Genomic DNA, 24,235 nt, shown 5'->3' on the forward strand with positions numbered 1-24,235 from the left:
GATGGGCGGCCCAGAGCGTGACTGAGCGCTGTGAAGTTATAGTTATGTGAAACGCGGTGGTCCAGTTCAACATATAGTGCGCTGCCGTAATTACTCTTCTAATATTGATCAATTTGGGGCTGCGCGTTCAGGTATGAGGAATCGTTTATCCATTAAACTCTCTCAAGCTGGATCTGGAGCGACCTAGTTTATGGGGAGTAACTTGCGCGACTGGAGGCGTATCCCGTGAGGACTAGAGCAGGCTACATTGACCGAAGTAAGCTGAAGAACTGGGCCGACACTCGTAATTCGGAGTCTGAACTCCCGCGTCTGGTTCGTCGTCTCATCCTTGAAACGACACCGGGGTTGGTCCAGCTAGGGATGCCCGCAGGCGACGGTGTGGCAGCAGGCGATTGGGACGGTTCTGTTCGGGCAACCGAAGCGACGGCTTGGACTCCAGATGGTTTGTCGGTATGGGAGCTGTCGGTTAATTCCAGACCTAACAAGAAGGCCGATGAGGACTATTCTAAGCGAACAGACACTCCAGACGGCACACGGACTGCTGAATGCACCTATATCGAAGTGATCCTGCGCACTTGGACAGCACGGGACAAGTGGGCTACAAATAAGCGAAACGACCAGGTCTGGAGAGACGTCAAGGCTTTCGGGCTTGATGATATCGAGACCTGGCTTGAGGCCGCCCCAATTACATGGGCGTGGCTGTCGGAAGAACTGGGGCTTTCTCCATACGGCCTTCGCACCGGTCTGACCTGGTGGCGAGATTGGGCAGCACAAACGAATCCGACATTGATACCGAAAGTTGTGCTCGCCGGTCGAACTGACGCTGTCAAGGATCTTGAAGACCGGCTTGGTTCATCCGGCTCCGTCACTACGATTGCTGGCGCCTCGATGGAGGAAGTATGTGCCTTCATCGCTGCAATCGCCGTCAACCTTGATGACCAGGGCAGCGGCCAGATGCTCGCACGGCTCGCATTCGTCGACGACATATCCACGTGGAGGCAGTTGACAACCTCGTCCCAACCGCTCGTCTTGGTCCCTCGCACGCCCGAGTTGGCAAGCGAGATCCCCGCAGGTACTGTGCACAACTTTTGTGTGCCGGTTGTCTCCAACGAAGGTGCCGACGTCACACTTCCAGCGTTGGATGCTGCTGAGGCAGCAGTCGCGCTGACGAGCGCCGGAGTCACAGATAGAGATAGGGCCGATGAGCTCGGTAGGCTCGCACGGCGAAGCTTGACCGGTCTGCGGCGAAACTTGGCTTTAAAGGCCGTCCTGCATCGACCGACCTGGGCTGATGCGAGTCCGTCCCGAAACTTCCGATCAATCCTGTTGGTTGGCTCCTGGGGAGACGATGCAGAAGGGGATCGTTCGATCCTCGAGGCGCTCACGGGAACCGACTACGAGTCGTTTAGAGAGGCGGTCACAGGAATAGCCGACAATCCTACCGATCCTCTGGTAATCCGCACTGGCGAAGCTTGGCATCTTGTCTCACCGGTGGATGCTTGGATGCTGTTGGTGCAGAAGCTGACTCACGATGACATGAAGCGGTTCGAGACCATCGTCGAGAGGGTCTTTGCAGAGGACGATCCGGCCCTCGACCTACCGCGGGATCAACGGTGGAGAGCATCGATTGATGGCAAAACCCGTCGCTACTCCGGTGACCTCCGCCGCGGCCTCGCTCAGTCGCTCGCTCTATTGGGAATGTACGGCGAAACTGTCGTCTTGTCGGGGGGAGTATCAGGGTCAGACTTCGCAAACTATCTGGTTGGGAAGCTACTCGAATGGGCGTCGACAGATGATACCGGGCGAGCGTGGCAATCACTAGCTGACATCTTGCCTCTCCTCGCTGAGGCCGGGCCGGACGCTTTCCTCGATGCGGTCAGTGCAGCAACAGCGGGCGATGCCCCTCTATTGGCCACCATGTTCCAGGACGCCGACGAATCGGGAATCTTCTCGGGCGGAACTCCCCACAGCAATCTGCTGTGGGCGCTCGAGTGCGTGTCCTGGTCCTCTGATCATTTCGGACGTGCTGTCGATCTCCTGGCACGCCTTGACGAGATCGATCCGGGTGGTCGGCTGGCTAACCGTCCCGCGGCCTCTTTGGCTGCAATATTCCGCCCGTGGCATCCAGATAGCTCTGTCGATCCTGACCGGCGACTTATTGTCCTCGACACGTTGCGCCGAAGACGCCCTGGCGTCGCCTGGAAGTTGGAGTGCAGCATGCTTCCTGAGGGGCACGGGACACATTTCCCGATTAGTACACCTGCGTTCCGAACTTGGAGGCCGGACAAACTATCTGTGACATACGGCGAATTCTGGAAGATTACGACCGCTGCGGTAGAGCGTTGCATCGAAGATGCTGGTCAGGATGCACAGCGCTGGTCAACGATCCTTTCTCACACGGCAGAGTTACCACCAGCAGACCGAGCGCGAGTGGTGGATGCTCTCGAATCGATGGCCGACCAGCCGCAGTTTACGGCTGACTTTCGAGAAGCGGTGTGGCGAACCCTGGTGGACCTCATCGGCCGTCATCGCGAGTTTCCGGATGCTGCCTGGACACTTCCCGACGAGGAACTCGGCAAGCTCGACGCACTGGCAGCGCGCTACCAGCCGAGGTCTGCGTATGTCCGACTGATCGGGCTCTTTCAATCATGGACTCCGTATATCGGCGCTCACAAACAAGATGATTATGAAGCCTTTGAACGTGAGCTCGGGCGCCGACGCGTCCAAGCCGTAGAGGAGATCGAGGCCGAGGGCGGTTTTGACGCCATCACGAGACTGGCACGAGACGCGTCGGTGCCGGGGGCCGTTGGTATCGCCTTGGCGAAAATCGGCTCGTCGCACGATGATGAGTTGCTCGGTTGGTTGACGTCTGCCGACCAGGATCTCGCCAGCACCGCGATGTCGTATTTCTCGACTCGCTATTCCCTAGAAGGTTTCGCTCTGATCACAGACTTCCTTGAACAGAGCGATCTTACGGTCGATCAACGTGTTCGACTCCTGCTTGTCGCGCGCGACAACCTCGCGGAGGTATGGGCTCTGGTTGATACGGACCCGGATCTTGAGGCCCGGTACTGGAGGGCATTCCAGACAATCGGCTTAGGGCGAAACATTGACAAGATCGACGAAATTGCTGAGCACTTGATCCAAGTTGGCCGCCACGCCGACGTTGTACATCTCATGAGCATGTACACCCACATCGACAAGGACGGTCCGCGTCCCCAGGTAGCGAAACTCATTGTGCGAGCACTGGACGGGCTCCTGGCAGATCAAACTCCATCTGCCGCTGCTCGTGATCTATCGTCCTATGATTTTCAGCGGCTATTCGCTTACCTCGAAGCTATGCGCGAGCACCTTGAGCCTGGCTGCCTTGTTCGACTACAGTGGTCGTACCTTCCGGCGCTCGGCTATGACGCGAGAGTCCAAGCGCTATCCGAAAGTTTAGCTGCCGACCCGGCAAAATTCGTCGAGATCGTGTGCACTGTTTACCGTGCCCGGCCGAGCGGTGAGGACGAAGAAGGCGCCGAGGACCCGGCTGGCGAAGAACAACACGACGCTTCCCTGGCAACCAATGCGTACCGCTTACTCAATGCATGGGACACACCGCCCGGCCTCGTCGATGGCGTCATGAATGCCGAGGTGCTTCGAGCCTGGCTTGATCGAGCTATGGAGCTCCTGGCTGAACGAGGCCGGACCGAGGTCGGCCTGCAGCAGATTGGCCAGGTTCTCGGCCACACCCCACCAGACGCTGACGGCACCTGGCCGGGCAACGTCGTGCGGGATCTCATTGAAGAAGTGCAGCTTGACCAGATTGAGACCGGCTTGTACCTCTATATCTATAATAGTCGTGGAGTTACTAGTCGCGGCTTGGAAGACGGCGGCGAGCAAGAGCTCAGGCTTGCTGCGGACTATCGAGTCAAGGCCCAAGCATTCGCCGACATCGCGCCTCGAGTGGCTGCTTTGTTTAGGAGAATCGCTGTCTCGTACGAAAACGACGCACGATGGAACGAGGAGGACGCAGAACGTTTCCGGCGTGGGCTGCACTGAGCGACATAAATCGCGTCACACAGCGAGTTTGCAGGACACGGTGAACTGGAGTATGTATGCACATCGCTCGAGACGTTATAAGGATATGGAATGTGGTGGACTTCAAGTTCAACGTCTAGGGCCGTGGCAAGTCGGTAGCACGGTTTTCGATTCGCCGCTTTGGGGCACTACCAGGGCTACCGGTGGTCTTCTTAGATTGAGCGGTTCAGATTTCCTAACCTAAAGCTCGTTTGAGCGTGCTATCCGCTGGTGTGCCTCCGATGCTGCTGCTCATAAGGTGGCGGGCGCTCCATGAATACAAGGCGTAGGTCGCGCCTGAGGTCAGGCCGAGGAGGATGCCGTGGCTGACTGAGTCGTAGTCCGAGTTTCCGCACCCCCTGGCCTCTGGTGTACGCGCTAGCCCCGCTCGGGGTAGCGCACGAGGAGATCGTTGCCGATGACTGCGCCGTCGTTGAGCGTTGCCTCGCTCACCTTCGCCCCGGCTGCACCCAGGCCCATAATGTGGCCAACCTCGTCACCGTGGGCGATGAGGTGGCCGGCGATGATACGCCGGTGGCAGCGCCACCCCTACCTTTGCCGCACATAGCCGGGCGTGGTGGTTTTAGCTGCTATTCACGAATGAAAAGGTTTCTTTGCGCCGACACGCCGTCGAGTTCAAGTTCGACGTGTAGTTACGCTTCGGGGCTGCCCACGCAAAACTCGTTGCCTTCTGGATCCTGCATAACGGTCCAAACGAGTCCCGGTGCCTCATGACTGCCGAGTTCAGTGGCACCCAACATCCGTCGATGTGAACGCGGTTTTTACCGGAGGTGGGGTCGGCAACGCGCTGAAAACCTAGTACCGGGGTGGAGCCGACCATGACAAAGTCTCCGTAGTCGGCGACAATCTCGCACCCTGTCGCGGAGGACCAGAATTCAGCGAGCCGAGAGGGATCGTTGCAGTCGAAGGTTATCTGGCGGATAGCGAAAGTTGAGTCACGCATCGTCCGCGCCGTACCCGTGCTTCGCACTCCACGTCTCGCTTTGTCTTCTTCGAGGATGCGTGGGATGCCCCGAGCCGCCGCTCGTTCTCCCCTCAGGCATCTGAGCTGGGGACACGGCTTTTCGGCTGTTGAGGTTCTTTGGGATGAGCCTGCAGGAGCGGTGTTACGGCAACCGGGGCCGGCGCCTCGTCGACTTCAGCTCCGAGCGTCGCTTCTTTGCTTCGAGACGGCGCCGCACCGAGCCGCGCGTCGGCTTCGTCTTGCGTCGCGGGGGAGGTGGCGGGGCGAGTGCCTCGCGCAACAGGGCAGCCATGCGTTCTCGCGCCTCGGCGCGGTTGCGGACCTGTGAGCGCTGCGTCGACGCGCTGACGGTGAGCACCGTGCCGTCCAGGCGCTGTTCTAGGTTGCGCAGGGCGCGGCGGCGTTGGGCGTCGGAAAGTGATGCGCACGTCGCAATGTCGATGGAGAGCTGCACCTTGCTGTCCGTCGTGTTGACGCCCTGACCGCCCGGGCCTGACGCTTTCGCGAACCGCTCCGTCAGATCCGCGGCGGCGACGACGAGGCCACCCGGGATCCCCGGGCCAGGTGCAATGGTCAAGTCGTGCATGCCGCCCACCTTACGTATGCAGGTCGTATGCGCTGAACCTGTGGGACGGGGGGCGGTAGAGCGGGAGCCCGTTGCAAAGCAACTGCTCCTAGCGCCGCGGCAGCACGACCTCGGGGTACTTGCGCACGTAGCCGAATGCGATGACGACGAGCGCCGCGAACGCGCCGATGACGGTCTCCGCGGTGCGGGCGAGCAGCATCGGCCAGACGGGGGAGGCCTCGACCGTCTGCACCATCAGCAGGGCGGTCGGGGTGATGAAGCTGGCGGCGATGGTGTAGTTGCGGGTCACGTACATCTCGGTGAGGTACTGCAGAATCACAATCCACACGACGATCTGCCAGCCCTGCATCGGGTGGGACAGCAAAAAGCCTGCCGCCGCGATGCCGGTGAGGGTGCCCAGGACGCGTTCGATGGCGCGGTAATACTGCACCTTGAACCGGGAGTTCACCAGCGGCGCGACGGCGGCGACCATGGCCCAGTAGGAGTGGGTCAGCGGGTCGAAAATAGTCACGGAAATCAGCCCCAGCACGCCGGCGAGCAACGGGGAGAAGAAAAACCGGCTGGCTTCGACCCGCAGACGCCGCCACGGCACCCGGCCCGCCCCGGGGGCGCGGGCTGGGTGCTCGGGTTCCTTCGCATCGCCGCCGGGGCCTTCGCCGATGAGGTGGGAGAGCTGGCCAAGCGCGAGACACAACAGTGCGGCGGTGCCGGGGATGGCGAAGGCGAGCACCGGGTGGACCGGGTCGTTGAGGGACCCGACGGCAGCCACGGAGAAGATCACAAACACCGACCCGGTCGGTTTCATGTCCGCGGCCAGCGCAATGGTCGCCCACACCGAGGACACCAGCGCGGTGACGGTCATTAGCGCCCACGGGCTGAGGTCCAGCCACGCCATGACCGCGCCCACGGTCACCGCAGAGGTCAGTGCGATACCTGCCAGTACGTGGTGCTTCAGCCGCACCCGGCGCGTCATGTGCCTGCCGTACACGCCGGTAAATGCGCCGAAGTTGGCGTAGATGGCCAGATCCATGCGGCCCAGCGCGAGCAGCGTGAACATCGGGATCGCAACGCCGAGGGCGGTACGGAAGGCGGGGATGTGGTCGCGCCGGGCAGGGCCCATCTCAAACAGCGGGCTGAAGTGGTGCAACCGGGAACCTCCCATACGCGATCCGTGCTCGTGGTTGTCCGCGGGCAGAGTCTAGCGCGGGCGCGGCGCTGATCGTCCCATGCACATATCAACAGTCAGGCATATGATGGCCCGGTTGTTGTAACCGCGGGAAGGAGTTTCGTCACAGTGTCACACGCGGGGGAGTATGCGTTCGCGTCGAGAAACCAATCCAACTACGCCTGGTGGAGGCCGCTCGCCGAAATCGTCGCGGTCGCCGTGCTCACCGTCGCGTTCGTCGCGGTGATTGGTGTTTCCCTCGAAGCCGCAGGAGTGGATACGACGAGCGGCGCGGCGGACAAGTACTTCGGGTACGGCTCCGTGGTTGTGGAGATCCTGGCGGTGCTCGCCGCGGTCCGGTTCATCGGGTGCAGGCCGGTTGCGTCGGTGTTCACAGCGCGAACAGGAACGAAACCCTGGGTGCCGTTCGCCGCGTACGCGTTGGCGTTTGTGGTCATCGCCGCTGTTATGGGCGCGGTCGGCGTGGTCGGTTACGGCGCGTCCTGGGATCAAGTTATCGGAGATATCCGGAGCGATCTTCCGTTGGGGCTCGTCGTTATTGTGCTCGCCGCGCTTGCGGAGGAGATGGCGTTTCGCGGCGTGTTCTTCCAGGCGTTCACGGCGTGGACCAAGCGCCCGGCCGTGGGCGCGGTGCTCGCCGCGATCCCGTTCGTGGCGATGCACCCGCAGGCGTACGGCTCACCGGTCGCCTTCGCCCATTATTTCCTTGACGCGCTGCTCTACGCGCTTTTGGTGTGCGCGTTCAACAGTCTCTGGGTCGCGGTTGCGGTGCACGCGGCGTGGAACACCTTCGGCTCGGTCCAAGCCGTGGGAATCCCGAACTCGGCTGCGGGCCTCGTGGCGGCATTTGCGGCTGTTGCGGCGGCTTCCGCCGTGGTGCTTGCAGTGCTACCCCGCGCTGCGTCGAGTCGCGCTCGGACACCTGCTCAGCGTGGCGTCGCCCGCTAGCATCACATCTTGTGCTTGAGTTATTACACATATTCACCCGCCTCGGTCTGACGTCGTTCGGCGGGCCGACGGCGCATTTGGGGTATTTCCGGGAGGAGTTCGTCGGGAAGCGAAAGTGGCTCACCGACGATGCGTACGCCGACCTCGTCGCCCTGTGTCAGTTCATGCCGGGCCCCGCGTCGAGCCAAGTCGGCATGGCGATCGGGCTCAAGCGCGCCGGGTACGCCGGCATGCTGGCCGCCTGGGTGGGCTTCACGCTGCCGAGTGTGGTGCTCATGGTCGCGTTCGCGCTCGGGGTGGCGCACCTCGGCGACATCTCGGACGCGGGTTGGCTCGCGGGGCTCAAGGCAGCGGCGGTCGCGGTCGTCGCGCAGGCGGTCATGGGCATGGCGACAAGCATCGTCACCGACAGGCTCCGCGCGGCCGTCGCGCTCGCGGCGTTCCTTATCGTGCTCCTCGTCCCTCACCCCGCGGCCCAGGTCGGCGCGATCGCCGCGGGCATGGTCGCGGCCACAGTCGCATTGTCGCCTATCGACGCCCCTTCGGCCCCCGCCCGCACCCCCACAGCAACCTGCACCGTGGGGTTGGCGGCGCTGGGGGTGTTCGCAGCACTGTTGGCGCTGCTGCCGCTGGTGGGGCACATGAATACAGGCCTTGGCATCTTCGACAGCTTCTACCGCTCCGGCGCGCTCGTCTTCGGTGGCGGGCACGTGGTGCTCCCGCTGCTGGAGCAGGCCACGGTCGCGGCCGGGCTCGTTGACGCCGATGCCTTCCTCGCCGGATACGGCGCCGCCCAGGCGGTGCCCGGCCCCCTGTTCACGTTCGCTTCGTTCTTGGGCGCCTCGGCGCAGGGGGTGCACTGGCTGTGGGGCGCGACCCTTGCTACGGTGGCGATCTTCCTGCCAGCGGCGCTGCTGGTCATTGGTGTCCTGCCGTTTTGGGACCAGCTGCGCGCCCATCCGCGCGCCGCACACGCGCTCGCGGGTGCAAACGCCGCGGTGGTGGGCATCCTGGCCGCAGCACTGTACACGCCGGTGTTCACCTCCGGCATCCACGGTCCTGCCACGATGGCGGTGGCGGCGGGGGCGTTCGTGGCGCTGCGCAGCTTCAAAGTCCCGGCGTGGGCGGTGGTGATCGGTGCGGCGCTTGTCGGGTGGGTGATGCTGTGATGCGGGCGCAACTCACGCCGATAGGGAATACTTACTCCCCATGACAAGCAGGAACCAGGCAGAAGTTACCCAGACCGTGATTCTCCCGCAGTCGCGGGACGCGCTGTTTATCACCCTCGGCTTCAAGGAAGGCGGCGAGGAGGCCGCGCTCGAGGCGCTTTCCAGCCTGTCCAGCCTCACCAACGGCGTGGGCTTCCGGTACCCGAAGGCGCACTTGACCGCGGTGGCCGGCATCGGCGCGACAATGTGGGACCGGCTCTTTGCACTGGACAAACCGGAGCACCTGCACGAGTTCGTCGAGCTCCACGGCGTGAAGCACCACGCGCCGTCCACGCCGGGCGACCTGTTCTTCCATATCCGGTCCGACGAATTCGACGTCGCCTTCGAGCTCGCCCGCCGCATCAACGCGATCGTGGAGGACCACATCGACTACCACGACGAGGTTCACGCCTTCCAGTACCAGGATTTCCGCGACCCGCTCGGCTTCGTCGACGGCACCGAGAGCCCGCGCGGCCAGGAAGGCGTCGAGGTGGCCATTATCCGCGACGGCATCTGGGAGGGCGGCAGCTACATCGTCGAGCAGAAGTACGTGCACAACCTCAAGGCGTGGAACGACATCACGGTGGAGGAGCAGGAGCAGGTCATCGGCCGCACGAAGCACTCCGACATCGAGCTGGATGAGAAGGCGCCGAACAGCCACGTGGCCGTCAACCAGGTAGAAGACGAGGACGGCAACGGGCTGGAGATCGTGCGCAACAACCTCTCGTTCGGCGACGCGCTGGGCAAGCAGGGCACCTTCTTCATGAGCTACGCCCGCGACCCGCGCATCACCGAGGTGATGTTGCGCCGCATGTTCATCGGCGAGCCGGAGGGCAACCACGACCGCATCCTGGATTTCTCCGAGGCGCTGACCGGCTGCAACTTCTTCGCGCCGCCGCGCGTGTTCCTGGACCACTGCGTCGACTACGCGCACCGACACCTGCGCCCGGACGCGGACGAGCAGCCGAATCAGCCGGCGATCAATCTGCCGCAGGGCAAGGCGGTCTTCCCGGACCGAGCGGACGTACCCACTTCCCACAACGCGGAGGACGTCACGGCGGCGCAGGCGCGATACGAGGGCGCGCTACGCCGGGAGCAGTAGCTTCACGACGAACCCGCCTTCGGCGCAGGCCGCAGTCTTAGAACCACCCGCGCAGGTACTCGCCGACCACCGCGCCGCCGAGCTCGCCGAGGTCCGGGGCCACTACGCGCCCGCCGGAGCGGCTCGCCATGGCGTTCAGTAGGTTGACCAGCCCGGGGTCGTCGCCGAGGCGGAAGAACGTCGGGCTCACGCCCCGCTTGGTCACCTGGTCGAGCGCCTGCACGGTCTTGGCCAGCGTGATTCGGTCGGTGGGCCAGTTGAAGTAGGGCTGGCCCCAGTCGGTGATCATGGACGTCGGCTCGCCGTCGGTAACCACCAGCAGGGTTGGCTCGTGGTTGGGGTGGCGGGCGAAGAACTGATCCGCGAGCAGCAGGGCGTGCTGGAGGTTCGTGCCTTTCTCCTGGATCGGCGGCAGACCTGTCAGTTCCTCGATGGACATCGTCTGCGCGTACAGCCCAAACCCGATGAGCGTGAGCTCGTCGCCGCGGAACTGGGTGGAGATGAGGTGGTGCAGCGCCAGCGCAGTCTGCTTCATCGGCGCCCAGCGGCCCTCCATCGCCATGGAGAAACTGGTGTCCACCAACAGCGCCACCGCGTTGCGGGTGCGCGCCTCGGTCTCCACCACCTCGATGTCGCCGAGCTGGATGCGTATCGACGCGCCTTCGGTCCGCTCGCCGGCAGCCGCCGTGCGCTGGATCGCGTTGGTGATGGTGCGGGTGGTGTCCCACGCGGCGGTGTCGCCGAACTCCCAGGGGCGGGTGCCGCCGGTGGGTTCGCCGGTGCGCCCGGCGAGGCGGGAATCGCGCGCGCCGGGGGAGGAAAGGTGCGTGGAGACGTCGCGCAGCAGCTCCTTGCCCAGCAGGCGCATGGCTTTGGGGGACAGCTGCAGTTTTCCGGTACCGGAGTTGGGGTCTGACTTCAGCATCCCCGATTCGCGCAGTGCCCTTTCCAGGTCGCGCAGCGCCTTTGCGCTGGTTGCCGCGTCCTTGCCAAGCAGGTCGGCGACCTCGTCGAGGTCGACGTCGGGGCGGGCCGCGTTCATCGCCTCCGCCAGCTCATCCAGGCGGCCCAGGTCGCGCATGGCCCGCGTGGCCTCGCCGAGCCCCATGCCGTCGCCGTCGCCCTCGAACGATTCGGACCCGTACCAGTCCAGGTCGGGGCGGATGCCGCGCAGGTTCGCGTCCAGCTCGCCCATGAGGTTCATCAGTTCCTCGGAACCGAATGCCTGGGCGGATAGCGCCATGAGCTCCTGGCGCTGCTCCGGCGTCATCGAGTTGAGCAGGCGCTGGGCGGCCGCGGAGCGCTGGGCGAGCAGCTCCACCAGCTCGTCGATGTTCCTGGGCTGCTCGGGGAACTGGTCGCCGTGCTTGGCCATGAACTCGGTGAAGTCCTGCTCGGTGGCCATGCCGGCGCGGTGCTTGCCCAGCAGCACGTTGAGGTCGCGAAGCATCTCGGCAACGGCGGCCCGGTCTTCGGCGGTGGCGTTTTCCAGCATGCCCTTCATGCCTTCGAAGCGCTGGTCCAGCAGCTCCCGGCCAACCAGGTCGCGAATCTGGTTGTACTTCTCGCGCGCCTCGTTGGATGCCCAGTCGTAGCCGTCGAGTTCGGTCACCGCGGCGGCGGGGGAGGCGGGCAGGTTCTCCAACGTCATCTCGCGCATGGAGCGGTCCAGGTCGTCCATGTCCACGTCGCGGGCGAGCTGCCCGCGCTCGGCGAGCACGGCGTCGTCGAGAAGCTTGCGCACCTCGTTCAGCGTGCCCTGCAAGTTGCCCTTCTGCAGCAGTTCCTGACGCCGCTCGGCGATGCGGGCGGCGAGCTCGTCGTATCCCTCAGCGCCCTCAGTGCCTCTGCGCAGGTACTCGCGCAGGGCCTGCTCGGCGGAATAGCCGTACATGACGTCGTCGGCGATGGCACGCACCGCCTCGGTGAGATCCGGCGGGGGCGCGAGCGGGTCCGGGCCCGGGGTGTACTTGCGGTAGTGCAGGTAGCGGGGGTTAACCATAGATGGTCTCGCCCTCTCCGGAGTCCTTCGAGATCTTCTGCGTCAAGTACAGCGCCTCTGCTGCGAGCTCGATCGCGGCGGCGCGTTCGCCGTCGCTCTCGGCGTGGAAGGCGCGGGCAATGTCGTCGTAGAGCGGCGCCTCGAGCACCGGCAGGCCGTCGAGGAACTCGCGGGCGGTGACGTTCGCGCCGTCGGTGATGGTGGTGGTGCCGTCGAGCGCCTCGATCAGCGGGGTGAAGTCGAGCTCACGAATGCGGGGGCGAAGTGCCTGAGCGACGGCGTTGCGCAGCAGGTACTCGAGGATGTCCCACTCGCGGCCTTCTTCGCCGTGCTCAAACTCCACCTTGCCGCCGAGCACGTCCACGGCGGCCTCCACGTCCACTAGGCGGGCCACGGCGGTGTCCTCCCCGCGTACTGCGGCACGGCGCGCGGCTGCAGCGGCGATGGTCTCGGCGCCTGCGATGGCGAAGCGGGCCGACACGCCGGCGCGCTGGTTCACGGCGTCGGACTCGCGCAGGGCCCTAGTGAAGCGGGCGAGGATCTCCATGACCACGTCCGGCACCTCGGCAGTGAGCTGGGATTCCTGGCGGATCACCGCGATCTCGTCGTCCAGCTCGACGGGGTAGTGGGTGCGCACCTCGGCGCCGAAGCGGTCTTTCAGCGGGGTGATGATGCGCCCGCGGTTGGTGTAGTCCTCAGGGTTGGCGGAGGCGACCACGAGGACGTCGAGAGGCAGGCGCAGCATGTATCCGCGGATCTGAATGTCCGCTTCCTCCATGACGTTGAGCATGGCCACCTGGATGCGCTCGGCCAGGTCGGGCAGCTCGTTGATGGCCACGATGCCGCGGTTCGAGCGCGGTATGAGGCCGTAGTGGATGGTCTCCGGGTCGCCGAGGCGGCGGCCCTCGGCCACGCGCATCGGGTCCACGTCGCCGATGAGGTCCGCCACGGAGGTGTCCGGGGTGGCCAGTTTCTCGGAGTAGCGGGCCTCGCGCGGGATCCAGACAACCGGCAGCGCGTCGCCTTCTTCCGCGATGCGGCGCTTCGCTGCCTCCGTGATGGGGCGCAGGGGGTGTTCGCGCAGCTCGGAGTCGGCGATGGCGGGCACGTAATCGTCGAGGAGCTGCGGCAAGGTTCGCAGCAGGCGGGTCTTGCCTTGGCCACGCTCGCCGAGCAGCACGATGTCGTGGCCCGCGATGATCGCGCGCTCGACCTGGGGCAGCACGGTGTGCTCGAGGCCGTGCAGGCCCGGCCAGGGGTTCTCGCCAGCCTTAAGCTTGGCTAGCAGGTTGTCGCGCAGCTCCTCGCGCACGGTCTTGTATACGTAGCCGGCGGTCTTGAGCTCGCCGAGGGTGGAAATTGCTGGGGCTTGCGTCATGCCGGCCAGGGTACGCCAGTGTCCGACATAGGATGGTCGGCATGGTTCACGCCAACGTCTACCTCGTCCGCCACGGCGAGACGCCCACCACCGGGAAGGTCCTGCCCGGGCGGGCTCCGGGGCTGCACCTGTCTGCGCGGGGGCGCGAGCAGGCCAAGGAGGTCGCCGCGCAATTTTCGGACGTCCACGCCGTGTACTGCTCGCCGCTGGAGCGCACCCGAGAAACCGCGGCACCGCTGTGCGAAAAGTTCGGGTTGGAGCCCGTGCTTTGCGACGGCATCCTGGAAGCCGACTTCGGGTCCTGGACCGGCGCCTCGTTGCAGGAGCTCTCTGCGTTGCCGGAGTGGAAGGTGGTGCAGCAGCGCCCGTCGGAGTTCCGCTTCCCCGGCGGCGAATCCTTCGCGGAAATGCAGGCGCGGGTGGTGGGCGCCCTGGAGGAGATTGCGCGGCGCCACCCGGGTGAGACTGTGGTGTGCTTCTCCCACGCGGACCCCATCAAGGTGGCGCTGACCCACTACGCGGGCAAGCCGCTGGACGAGTTCCAGCAGGCGAAGGCGGCCCCCGGCTCGGTGACCAGGGTGCAGCTGTGACGGGGAAGCCGGAGGTGTTGGGGCTGTTGGAGCGTGGCGACGTCCGCGTGCTCGGCGCGCTCACAGAATCCTCCAACGCGACCTTTCTGGTGGAGGTGAGCCGCGGCGACGACACCTGCTGGGCGATCTTCAAACCTGAGGCGGGGGAGCAGCCCCTGCACGACTTCGAACCGGGCCTTTGGCGCCGGGAGCGCGCCGCCTACCTGCTCAGCGAGTGGTTGGGCTGGGGCATCGTGCCGCCAACCGTCGTGCGGGAGGTGGAGCCATTTGGTGTCGGGTCGTTGCAGGCCTACGTCGACAACGACGGCTCCCACTACTTTCCGTTGCTGGAGACCCGGTCGGACCTGCACCCCCAATTCCGGCGCATGGCCGTGTTCGACCTGTTGGCCAACAACACGGACCGCAAGTCCGGCCATGTGCTGCTCGGGAACCTGCCGGGCACCGGATCAGACGAGCAGGTGTGGGGCATCGACCACGGCCTGTGCTTCCACCAGGACCCGAAGCTGCGCACCGTGATTTGGGATTTTGCCCACGAGGAGGTGGAGGCGGCGCTCGTCGATACGCTCGAGCCCCTCGTGGATGCGGTGCCGGACGAGATCGCCTCGCTGCTCACTGAGCCGGAGGTCGCCGCGTTGCGCGCGCGGGCCTCGCGGATCGTGCGGCTGCCTTGGTTGCCGGAGCCGCGCTCGCACTACCAGTTTCCCTGGCCGCTGGTGTAGTGGCCGGCAGCCTGGTCAGCGCGTCGCGATGGGGCCCAGCACCCTGTCCACCTCGAACGGGAAGAGCAGGGCGATGAGGCTCGCCATGCCGACGAGGGCGGCCAACCCCAGCGGGAGGATCCAGCCGAGTTTGCCCACGAGGTCCGCAACGAACGAAGGGGTGGCGGTTTCCGGCGCAGGCGCGGGAGCGACATCGACCGGGACGGTCACGTCGGTGCCAGCGTCGGTGGTAATGCGCAGCTGCTGGGTGCCGGACAGGTCGGCTGGCACGGTGAGCTTTACGGTCGCGGTGCCGTACTCGTTGGCGGTCATGCCCGCGGTATCGGGGGAGATCGTGGCGTCGGCGGTGGCGCTGCCAAGCGTTGCGGTGACGTTCGTGGCGCTTTCACCCTGGCCGTAGAGGAGGGAGCTGAGTTCGATGGTCGCTTCCTCGCCGGCCGTGAGCGGGGCGGGAAGGTGGACGCCGACGTTGGACTGGCTGGTGCGCTGCTTCTGGCCGGCGTCGAGCGCCTCCACGAGCGCGTTGAGGTCCACGTACCCCAGGCTCGCCGGTGCGGTGCCGCGGGTGAAGGCCTTGAAGTTGTCGCCGCCGGCGAGCAGGAAGGTCGAGCCGGCGACCACGTAGGTCTTCTCCGGGTCGATCGGGGCGCCGTCGATGGTCACGGAGGTGATCTTCGACCCGACCGGCGCGGCCGGGTCGTAGGTGTAGGAGACGTTGTCGGAGATGCCCAGCGGGAACATGGGGCGGTCCGGGTCGTCGCGCCACTGCTCCTCCAGCGCGGCTACGACGTCGGAGCCCTTCAACTCGACGTAGGTGTTCTCGCCGCCGAACGGCTGCACCGAAAAGGCCTGCTCGTATGTCACGTCGCCTGCCTCGATTTCGGCGCGGACCCCGCCGGCGTTCATCACACCGATGTCTGCGGTGACCGAGGAGTTGTTGGACACGCCCTGGCGGGTGGCCTCTGCGATGTAGTTGTTCAGCTGGGACTCCCTGTCGCCCGCTTTATACATGTGCGCGGCGGCGCGGCCGACAACCTTCTTGCCCTCGGAGCCGGCCTTCGCCAGCGCGTCCTCGATCACTTTGTTGATTTCGGGCTGCGGCGTCTCGCAGGCGCGGATCGCGTCGGCGTCGAGGAGCTCTGCCTTCTTCACGGTCAGCGTCTTACTCGCGCGGTCGAAGCTCAGATCCACGTTGGCCAGGTTGTTGCCGTAGTATCCCGCCTGCATGAGCAGCGGTGTGGCGCCCGTTGGCGCGATTACCTGGTGGGAGTGGCCCAGGAACGCGACGTCGACGGCGTCCGAGAACTGGTCGGTCTTGATGCCGCCTTCGTGCACGAGCGCGACCACCACGTCGGCCTCGCCGTCGTTCTTCAACCGCGTTGCAAGCTCATTGGTGGTTGCCACCGGGTCGTTCCACGTGATGCCCGCGATGGATTTCGGGTTGACCAGGTTTGGCATGTCGTCGGTGACGGTGCCGATGAAGGCTACCTTTGCGCCGTCGAGGTTCTTGACCACGTAGTCCTTCGTGTTTTCCACGGTCTTGGCGTTGGCGGCCAGGTAGTCGAACTTCGCCGTGGCGGTGACGCGGGTGGAAAATTCGTCGGCGCCGTCATCGAGTTCGTGATTGCCCAGCGCCGAGACCTGCAGGTTCATCAGGTTGAGGATCTCCAGGGTGGGGACGTCGTCAAGCAGCTTCGATGCGAAGGGGGAGGCCCCGATGTTGTCGCCGGCGGAGGTGAAAATGTGGGTCTTGCCCTCGGCTGCTCTATCCACCGCGCACTTGAGGTGGGCGGCGCCGGGTGCGTTCTTCGTCTGCTCCCAGTACCCGTGGAAGTCGGTGATGTTGGAGATGGTGAACTCGGAGGTGGTGTCGGCCATCGCCGCCGGGGCGAGGGTGGCGGCAAGCGCTGCGGCGGTGGCAACTGAGATCAACTGGGTGGGGACGCGGGAAGACACGGGAGGGCCTTTCGTGAGGACTGGGTGAACGACGAAGACTGTAGGAAGGCTGTATTTCTTCGAGGTTGCCCGCAGATGAATTTTGGGTGCGTCAGGCGGCGGGGTAGCGCACGAGGCCGTCGTCGCCGACCACGGCGCCCTCGTTGAGGGTCGCCTCGCTTATCGACGCCCCTTCGGCCCCCATCCCCATAATGTGACCAACCTCGTCCCCGTGGGCGAGCAGGTGGTCGGCGATGATCCGCCGGTGGCACCGCCACCAGACCGCCTCCGAGCACATGATGGCGGTAGGGGTTGTAGCCGCGTGGTTGCGCAGCTCAGCAAGCGCTTCCGCGAACTCGTCGCCGAGCGCGTGGTCTGCGTAGTTGTGGAAGCTGCGGTTGCGCCAGTTCCCGTTGACCTCGAATGGCACGGTGTGCGATACCGTGCGCCGCCCTGTGAGGCCCTCGCTCCGGCTGTACGCGATGCCGTAGTCGGGCAGGTGCGCGGCGAGGTGGTCGTCGTTGAACCACGGGTACTTCCTCGAACCGGGCAGCTTGCGCACGTCCACGATCGACTCCACCCCGGCGGCGGTGACCATTGCGGTGAAGTCTTCGAAGTCCAGGTTGGAGTGACCCACGGTGTAAATGCGCATGACCACGACGCTACGCGTCTCGCTCTCACACTCGCATGGGCACGAACGCATCTTTCATGGGTGGGTGGCCAGGCGGGTAGAAAGCGGGGTCGCGCCCGGTGTGGTTCGCGCACTCGCACCTCCCCTTGGCCGCGAAAATCCTGCTCACCGCCGAGTGTCTTGCCGGCACCGACTGATTGAATTTCAGCGGCTCGCTCGGGCGCCTGCGGAAGCCTGCTCTGCCAGTTTGCGGGTCGAAATCCATGTACCCCTTGTTAAAGGAGCCGTCTCTGTGGTCGTTGTTGCACCTGTGGTGCTCGCGACACAGGCCGGTGAGGTTTTCGATGTCGGTGCTGCCACCTTTGATCCACGCGAGGATGTGGTGGGCCTCGCATTCCGACATCGCCGCGGTGCACCCGAGCCAGGAGCACACGCCCTGGACTGCGAACATCGCGATGCGCTGCGCGACCGACGCTAGCCTGCTCGTACGCCCCATCCACAGCGGCACCGAGGTGACGCCGTCGACCTGGAGCAGGAAATCGGTGGTGCCGTCCATACCCAGGCGAACCAGGTCGAAGCAGTCCACCTCGATCCCGGTGTTGGTGTCGTAGAGCATGGCGGCGTCGCCGTCCGCGAGATCGTCGAGAGTCAGTGCCAATACCACGGAGGCCGCGCCGCCATTAGCCTTCTGGCATTCCTGCTCGTACTGCTCGAAGATGGCGAAGAACTGGTCGAATCGGCGCTGCTGCGGGGTGCGCGGATCCACCTCGCCCTGCAACTCTTCCGGAAGGTTCGAATTCGGCGCCAGCCCTTTGTCCATGTGCGCCTTCATCAGCGCCGCGTGGCCGGCGGTGGCATTGATGTGGATGTCTACGGTGCCATCCGCTTTACGACGGCCAAAGGTCACACTCCGCTTCTCAAACCCGGCGTTCGGGTTGGAGTGGGGAGCGTGCTTGCGATTCGCGGCGTCGACAGCCTTGCGCACAAACAGACGCAGGTCCTCCGGGCTGCGGTGCAGGGCTTCTTCCATGGCCTCGGCGTGGATGCGGGCTCGTTCGCTCGACGCGGCCTTGAGCAGTTTGTCCAGCTCGCGCCGGATGATGTCCTGCTTCTCAGCACTCACACGCGACGAGTTCTTCCGGGCATCCTCCTGGCGCGCGCGGTCCTCCTCGGCGGCGGAGGCGGCATCGTCCGAGGCCGCGTCGAAAAGATCCTCTGCCTCGTTTGCCGGGGGAGGGGTAGGCTCTGGCGGCGCGCCGTAGAGTAGCCGGCCGCGTTCGAGCCGGTTGTAGGCCTCGCCCTTGGAAAGGTCGAGGCACTGCTGCAGGTACGCGTTCGGGTAATTGGCTCCGACGACGCGCCCGGCATCGTCCCTGTCGGCGATGAAGGCGAATGCTGCGTCGATAGACGCCTTCTTCTTAAATTGCTCCTCGAAGCGCTCCATGTCGTGCCGGACGTCCTCGAATACGAGGGAGGAGGGGTCTTCGAACAGCTGGCTGAGCGTGCGAAGCGCAGATGAAATCTCGTTGACACACTGAGTGATCGTGCTGGTCATGAGCCCTCCCCTCTGTCCGAGTCGCTATTACGGCGAAAGTGATGAACTCAATCTAACAACGCGCCCGACACGGCTATTCGAAAATAGAACAGCAGTTCGAAAAGGGGGATTAATTTAGCACTTCAATGCTCACTTCGGCGTTGTCGTTGAGCATGAGCTGGCTGCCGAAGGGCAGGCTCATGTCGGACGAGTACGAGAAATGGTTAGGCGGAACCCGCAGCCGCACTCGCTTTCCTACGTATTCGTCCCAGCCGTTGATGTGATCTGAAGTCCCGAAATCCCAGTGCTGCACGGACCCGAGGCGGGCGAAGGGGCTTTCTTGGGCAACCTGACTTCTCGCCTTAATTGCCGTGATGTTGACAGGGGAGTCGAAGACCAGCACGTAATACACGTTGTCCGTGTCTTCGTTGGCCGGAGCAGGGCGGCCCTTCCGGGCCTGTTCGGTCGACCACACCTCCACGTTGCCGGTGACGAGCAGATCACCGTTCGAGTCGACGACTACCGGCGCGTCTTCCGCAGTATCTGTGGGGGCTGCAGATTCATCAGCCGGTGCCTCAGGCTCCGCGGCCCCATCAGCCTCCGCAGGCTCTGCAGGCTCCACAACTGCACCCGAATCCGGGCCCACCCACTGTGTGGACGTGACCACCACGGTCTCGGGCGTGCCACCTCTGGCGCACCCCGAAACCACCCCAACAGGCCCAGCTACAACGCGCGAGTGCACGACGACAACGCATGCCCCCACTCTAATCGGAGCGCACAGGAATTCCCGGCTACTTCCCAAGCTCCTTGCGTCGCTCTGCGGCGAGTTTTAACCGCTCGGCGCGATCGGAACGTTCCTTCTCTAACAGTTCCTCGAGAATCTCGTCTTCCTCGTCGGAGATGTCAAAGACGGTGTACCAAGCGACAGTGAGCATGCCCACCACCGGCCACACCACCCAGGCGTAGTCCAAATCGAGCCCAAACTGCAGCACGAAAAAGACCGCCAAGCCGCCTATGATGCTGGTGTAGATCGCGGTGTCCAGCTTCCGCTTCGCCGCGAGTTTCTCATCCAGCTCGACCTCGGACGGTGCCCGCTTCTCCAATGCGGCCGGTTCGGCCGGGAGGTCGTCGAAAAGCACGGAAAGCTCCCCGCGTGTGCGCGCTACCGCGGCCTGACCTGTGCGTTCTTCGAACTCTCCCACGTCCAGGTAGCCGTCCGCGAACAGCGTGCCCAGCCGGTCCAGCGCGTCCGAACGCTCGGCATCGCCCACGCGAATCTCGTCCATCGCAGCTCCCAACTTGTGCTTGCCCCTGCGGCAAGCTGTTCAATCGCAATCATGACAGATGGTAACGAGTACACGATCGGCGAAGCTGCGGATGCGCTCGGCGTTTCCGGCAAGGCGCTGCGCCACTGGGAGGCGCTCGGCCTCATCACGCCCGCGCGCACGTGGGCCGGCCACCGCGTCTACAGCGAGGCGGACCTCGAGCGCGGCGCGGCCATCGCCCTCTACCGGGGCGTCGGTGTGCCCCTTGCGCAGATCGAGCAGCTTCTTGACGCCTCCGGTCCCACCCTCACCCGCGCCCTCAAGCACCACCAGAAAGCACTCGCTTCTCGACGGCGCACGCTCGACGCCCAACTCGCATCTGTCCAGCACCTCATTGACAAAGCAACGAAAGGATCTATCGACGTGGACGCGATGAAGAAATACCTCGGCAAAGAGATGCCCGCCTACCAAGGAGAAGCCGGGGACCGCTGGGGTGAGACCCCGGAGTGGGCGCAGTCTCAGGAGAATCTCGCGCAGATGGGCGAAGGCGATTTCAAACGCCTTCGGGAAGAGCAGGAGGTGTTCGCCGCAGACCTGGTTCACGCCCGCGACGCCGGTGTGGAACCCGGCTCCAAGGAGGCCACTGAATTGGTGGAGCGCCACCGCGCGAGCATCGCCCAGTGGTACGACGTGACCCCGGCGCGCCAGCTCATCCTCGCGCGCATGTACGTCGGCGACCCCCGTTTCCACGAGGCGTACAGCGGCGCCCAGGAATATCTACTGGAGCTGGTCACAGCCCATGCTGCAGCTGAGGGCGTAGACGTTGACAACCCGCGGTGGGACTAGAAACGGAGCAATAGCCCTTCCAGCTCCTGCTGGAGCAATGGCCACGGTTTGGTGAGGTCCAACGTCGTGGCGCCGATGCGGTGGCCAGCTAAAACGGTGTCTAGCTCCGGCTGCACCGGGCCGCTCGTCCGTGCATAGAGCAACAACCCTGCAACATCATCGTGCGTTGCGGCGGCGTGCTGCACGTAGGTGCTGATTTGATACAGGTTGCCCGAGTGGAACGTACGGGTGCCAAATTGGCTGACCTGCATGGATGCACTGTAGTACTTCGTGTCGATGATCAATATGCCGCTGTCTCGCTGCAGGGTAATGTCGGTGCGCATTGCCGGAAGATGAATGGCACCGGTCGCACCTGGATCATCTACGTCCCAAGGCACTAGCGCAGCGCGGGCGCGCAGCTCCGGGTGGTGGAAACGGAAGTACTCCTTAACAAACCGCTCGAACAGGGAGCTCATGGCGTCGTCGCTGAGCCAGGGCAGGAGTGCGTCGCCGGTGCCGTCTGCCGGGAGCAAACCTTTCACTGCCAATTCGCACGCGCCAAGGAGCCAGCGATAGGACGCGTTTGCCCGGTGGAGCCGCAGGTCCGCCCAGCGGATGGCGCGCGGCGGCACAGGCTTGACATTGTCGAAAAACGGCAGCAGGCGGGCAAGCGCGTCCCGTCGAGGCTCCGCAACTCGGTCGCTACGTGCCAGCATGAGTACCGTCGCGCGTACCGCCCGATTGATCGGTGTGTCTGCCACGTACTCGTCGAAACAGCACACTAAGCCGCCTCGGACGAAGGAGCGTTCGCGTATCGACGCCTGCAGGTCAACGCGGCCGCGCACCGTGGGCAGCTCCCGTGTTTCCTGGCGGTAGTCGTGATCCAGGCCTCGCTTGACCTGCTTCGTTGTTTCTCGTGCGACGATGTCGGCCAACAGGTCGTGGATGTGGTCAAACTCGGTGGTGGCGTGCGGAACGCCGCCGATAGGCGAAAGCATGCGGAAGGCGTACGCCATCATCACGTAGACGTTGCCCACTAGCACCGAAGAGCTAGGCATTAAGCGCCCCACGCAGGGCAGCGGACCACTGCTCCGCTCGCTCAGGCTGGTCGAACCAATACTCCTCTAGCAGCGGCACGAGCTCGTCCTCGACCACGGAAACCAACCACAGGTCGTCCTCCCGGCTCGCTTCTTCGGCGGAAAGGTAACTGTGGCCAACCTCAAACCCGCGGCCGAGCCCGGGATCCGATGCGATGTCCTGATTCAACGCCACAATCGTGCGCACGAGCGATTCCAACGCCGGGCTGTCCTCGCCCTCCATGAACCGGCCGAACTGCTCGGTGGTGAAGCCGGGGCCCATCTCAAAGAAGCCGAAGCGGCGGCGTAATGCGTAGTCCAGCACGGCGAGGCTGCGGTCCGCAGTGTTCATCATGCCGATGATGTGCACGTTTTCCGGCACGGAAAAGACCTCGTTGTTGTACAGCATCCGCAGGCCTTGGCCGCCGCGTTTATCGGCCTCGATGAGCATGAGCAGCTCGCCGAAAATCTTGGAGATGTTTCCGCGGTTAATCTCGTCGATGATGAAGAAATAGTCGCGCTCCGCGTCCTCGCGCGCTCGCTCGCAGAACGAGTAGAAGGGGCCCTCCACCAGGTCGAACCCGCCATCAGCGTTTGGGCGGTAACCCATGATGAAGTCCTCGTAGGAGTAGCTCTGGTGGAACTGCACCGCCTGGATCCGCGACGTGTCCTTCTCACCCATGATCGAATACGCAAGGCGCTTTGCCGCGTACGTCTTGCCCACACCAGGAGGGCCCGCCAAAATCACATTCTTCTTGCGCAGCAGCAGCGATCGCAGCCGGTCGTAGCGCCCGGGGGAGAGGTAGACATCCGCCAGGAAGTTTTCCTTTGTGTAACCAGTAGGGTTCGGCGGGGTGGACTCGGTCTCTGGGACGTTGTCAAAGAGTCCTTCGACAAGCTCGACGTACCTTGAGTAGCGGGTGACCTCGGTAAGGGTTTTCACTACAGTCTTCTTGTCTGGAATCTCCCAACTACCTTCATGGGTCCACCTAACCGAGCGCATGTTTCGGTATGACGGGCGCTCAGCCTCAAAACGGGGTCCAGATATCACCTCACCACGACCGATAATCTCACTCCGCCCTCGTTTTGCTATCACGATGTCGCCAGGCTGGATCTCATGTTGGAACTGCCAAATTGCCAGGGTGTCGTTGCTGAAAGACTTTCCAGTCTTGTCAACGTCAAGCGCCTCGCGAATCTCGGGGCGGGAGGCGTACGCTGCGTAGTCGCCGATTTCGTCCCAGCCTAACGCCATGACCCCTGCTTCGCGCTGGTTGTCCCAGTCTTCAGCGCCAGGGCCAGGCGCAAAGATCCAGTAGCGCACCCCGCGCGGCTCCGAGTCGCCCTCGGCGCGCGTCGGGGTGGACCCCCACAGCTCAGCCACGCCGGCTATCCAGAAATGGAACGGCTCCTCACGTTCCTGAGCCAACGAGCGACGGACTGCCAGCAACTGTCTATCGACGTCCTCCGGTTCTTGCCCGGCGTCCCCTTCTAGATGATCCGCCAGGCCCTTCACAATGGCCGTCTTCATCTTCGCAGACGAAATCGGCTCGAAGACGTCCGGGCGGATGAGGAATTGCAGAGCATTGCGGATGTCAGCGCGGTCCTCGCCGGATGCCAACATGACCCGTTGCAGCAGCCACGGATCCTGCCGCGCCGCTGCTCGCTCCTGTTCGGGGAGTGTGCGCCAGTGCTTCACAAACTGCGCGAGCCACACAAGGTGGCGCCAGAGTCCGCTGTTGTAGCCCTGGCCCGGCTTGAACCCGGCGGAGCTTTGCGTGCTCATCCAGCCGAGCACCTCACCCGGGATCGTGGGGGGATCCGGCATGATGGCCAGCACCTGTTCGAGGTGCCCGCGCCGCGTCTCGGGCTTGGCCATGTAAATGGGGTGTTCCCGCAGGAGCACCATTTCGGCTGCGAGCAGGATCACCTCCCGGGGCGCACCTGCGAGCTGCTTCTCCAGCTTCGACCACTGGGTTTCGCTGCCCTCCAGCGGGTTGTCTGCTATCCGGTGGCGCAGTTCCTCCGTCGCCTGCACGGTCCAAATTTTCGCAGCTGGCTCGATGACCGAATGGCCGTCGCCAAGCATCTGCTCAATGATCGGCCGAACTTGCTGGGCCATCTCGAGGTCTTCAGCGGGACGTGACTGAGCGACAGTGTCTTCCATCCGGTCATCCATGGGTGTAATTGTGCCACCCTCGCCCGC

At 64.2% G+C, this 24,235-nt stretch carries 18 protein-coding genes and 1 pseudogene; 7 read left to right on the top strand and 12 right to left on the bottom strand.

From position 1 onward, the window contains the following. Positions 1-378 precede the first annotated feature (378 nt). Entirely contained in the window at positions 379-4,044 is a 3,666-nt protein-coding gene (locus HF989_RS00960) for a hypothetical protein (protein WP_168683495.1), read from the top strand. A gap of 671 nt (positions 4,045-4,715) precedes the next feature. Here HF989_RS00960 and HF989_RS00965 read toward each other — a convergent pair. The 3 genes and pseudogenes from HF989_RS00965 to HF989_RS00975 form a co-directional block, all read right to left on the bottom strand. Continuing rightward, positions 4,716-5,026 (bottom strand): annotated as a pseudogene (locus HF989_RS00965) (VOC family protein). A gap of 163 nt (positions 5,027-5,189) precedes the next feature. Beyond that, positions 5,190-5,633: an alternative ribosome rescue aminoacyl-tRNA hydrolase ArfB gene (gene arfB / locus HF989_RS00970; protein WP_168683496.1), complete on the bottom strand. Its 444-nt coding sequence runs from the start codon at positions 5,631-5,633 to the stop codon at positions 5,190-5,192. An 88-nt stretch (positions 5,634-5,721) separates the two neighbouring features. Continuing rightward, the gene (locus tag HF989_RS00975) at positions 5,722-6,780 is read right to left on the bottom strand and encodes an FUSC family protein (RefSeq protein WP_168683497.1); all 1,059 of its coding nucleotides are present in this window, start codon (positions 6,778-6,780) and stop codon (positions 5,722-5,724) included. Between the two features lie 147 nt (positions 6,781-6,927). On the opposite strand from HF989_RS00975, the gene HF989_RS10865 reads away from it, so the two are divergent. From HF989_RS10865 to HF989_RS00990, 3 genes are read left to right on the top strand one after another with little or no spacing between them, the layout of a single operon-like run. Then, positions 6,928-7,767 (top strand): CPBP family glutamic-type intramembrane protease, encoded by an 840-nt coding sequence (locus HF989_RS10865; protein ID WP_168683498.1) that lies wholly within the window; start codon positions 6,928-6,930, stop codon positions 7,765-7,767. Positions 7,768-7,778: 11 nt separating this feature from the next. Continuing rightward, on the top strand, positions 7,779-8,936 hold the full coding sequence (gene chrA, locus HF989_RS00985; RefSeq protein ID WP_168683499.1) for a chromate efflux transporter: 1,158 nt from the start codon (positions 7,779-7,781) through the stop codon (positions 8,934-8,936). Positions 8,937-8,976: 40 nt separating this feature from the next. Continuing rightward, positions 8,977-10,077 (top strand): Dyp-type peroxidase, encoded by a 1,101-nt coding sequence (locus tag HF989_RS00990; RefSeq protein ID WP_168683500.1) that lies wholly within the window; start codon positions 8,977-8,979, stop codon positions 10,075-10,077. A gap of 37 nt (positions 10,078-10,114) precedes the next feature. Here HF989_RS00990 and HF989_RS00995 read toward each other — a convergent pair whose 3' ends face one another. Next, positions 10,115-12,079 (bottom strand): vWA domain-containing protein, encoded by a 1,965-nt coding sequence (locus HF989_RS00995; protein WP_168683501.1) that lies wholly within the window; start codon positions 12,077-12,079, stop codon positions 10,115-10,117. Beyond that, positions 12,072-13,457: a magnesium chelatase ATPase subunit I gene (locus HF989_RS01000; protein WP_168683502.1), complete on the bottom strand. Its 1,386-nt coding sequence runs from the start codon at positions 13,455-13,457 to the stop codon at positions 12,072-12,074. Before HF989_RS01000 ends, HF989_RS00995 begins: the two co-directional genes overlap by 8 nt. Positions 13,458-13,498: 41 nt before the next feature. On the opposite strand from HF989_RS01000, the gene HF989_RS01005 reads away from it, so the two are divergent. Together HF989_RS01005 and HF989_RS01010 are read left to right on the top strand one after the other, a co-directional pair. Next, a complete protein-coding gene (locus HF989_RS01005; RefSeq protein ID WP_210728883.1) occupies positions 13,499-14,047 on the top strand; it encodes a histidine phosphatase family protein in 549 nt (182 codons plus the stop codon). Next, complete coding sequence (locus HF989_RS01010) at positions 14,044-14,766, top strand: SCO1664 family protein (protein ID WP_168683504.1); 723 nt, start codon at positions 14,044-14,046, stop codon at positions 14,764-14,766. Before HF989_RS01005 ends, HF989_RS01010 begins: the two co-directional genes overlap by 4 nt. Positions 14,767-14,781: 15 nt before the next feature. On the opposite strand, the gene HF989_RS01015 is transcribed toward HF989_RS01010, so the two are convergent. The 5 genes from HF989_RS01015 to HF989_RS01035 all read right to left on the bottom strand — a co-directional run bounded on the left by HF989_RS01015 (position 14,782) and on the right by HF989_RS01035 (position 20,152). Further along, on the bottom strand, positions 14,782-16,722 hold the full coding sequence (locus tag HF989_RS01015; protein WP_343033504.1) for a bifunctional metallophosphatase/5'-nucleotidase: 1,941 nt from the start codon (positions 16,720-16,722) through the stop codon (positions 14,782-14,784). Positions 16,723-16,813: 91 nt separating this feature from the next. Next, complete coding sequence (locus HF989_RS01020; protein ID WP_168683505.1) at positions 16,814-17,353, bottom strand: DUF488 domain-containing protein; 540 nt, start codon at positions 17,351-17,353, stop codon at positions 16,814-16,816. A gap of 25 nt (positions 17,354-17,378) precedes the next feature. Next, positions 17,379-18,887 (bottom strand): HNH endonuclease signature motif containing protein, encoded by a 1,509-nt coding sequence (locus HF989_RS01025; RefSeq protein ID WP_168683506.1) that lies wholly within the window; start codon positions 18,885-18,887, stop codon positions 17,379-17,381. Positions 18,888-18,996: 109 nt separating this feature from the next. Next, positions 18,997-19,536, bottom strand: a complete 540-nt coding sequence (locus tag HF989_RS01030; RefSeq protein WP_168683507.1) for a hypothetical protein — start codon at positions 19,534-19,536, stop codon at positions 18,997-18,999. A gap of 121 nt (positions 19,537-19,657) precedes the next feature. Beyond that, positions 19,658-20,152: a DUF1707 SHOCT-like domain-containing protein gene (locus HF989_RS01035; RefSeq protein WP_168683508.1), complete on the bottom strand. Its 495-nt coding sequence runs from the start codon at positions 20,150-20,152 to the stop codon at positions 19,658-19,660. Between the two features lie 51 nt (positions 20,153-20,203). On the opposite strand from HF989_RS01035, the gene HF989_RS01040 reads away from it, so the two are divergent. Continuing rightward, complete coding sequence (locus HF989_RS01040) at positions 20,204-20,977, top strand: MerR family transcriptional regulator (protein ID WP_168683509.1); 774 nt, start codon at positions 20,204-20,206, stop codon at positions 20,975-20,977. Here the strand turns inward: HF989_RS01040 and HF989_RS01045 are convergent. Further along, on the bottom strand, positions 20,974-22,014 hold the full coding sequence (locus HF989_RS01045) for a 5-methylcytosine restriction system specificity protein McrC (protein ID WP_168683510.1): 1,041 nt from the start codon (positions 22,012-22,014) through the stop codon (positions 20,974-20,976). The two genes, HF989_RS01040 and HF989_RS01045, sit on opposite strands and share 4 nt — an antisense overlap. Next, a complete protein-coding gene (locus tag HF989_RS01050) occupies positions 22,007-24,208 on the bottom strand; it encodes an AAA family ATPase (protein ID WP_168683511.1) in 2,202 nt (733 codons plus the stop codon). The genes HF989_RS01045 and HF989_RS01050 overlap by 8 nt, the downstream gene beginning before the upstream one ends. Between the last annotated feature and the right edge of the window lie 27 nt (positions 24,209-24,235).

The organism is Corynebacterium mucifaciens (assembly GCF_012396315.1).
Classification (GTDB): domain Bacteria; phylum Actinomycetota; class Actinomycetes; order Mycobacteriales; family Mycobacteriaceae; genus Corynebacterium; species Corynebacterium mucifaciens.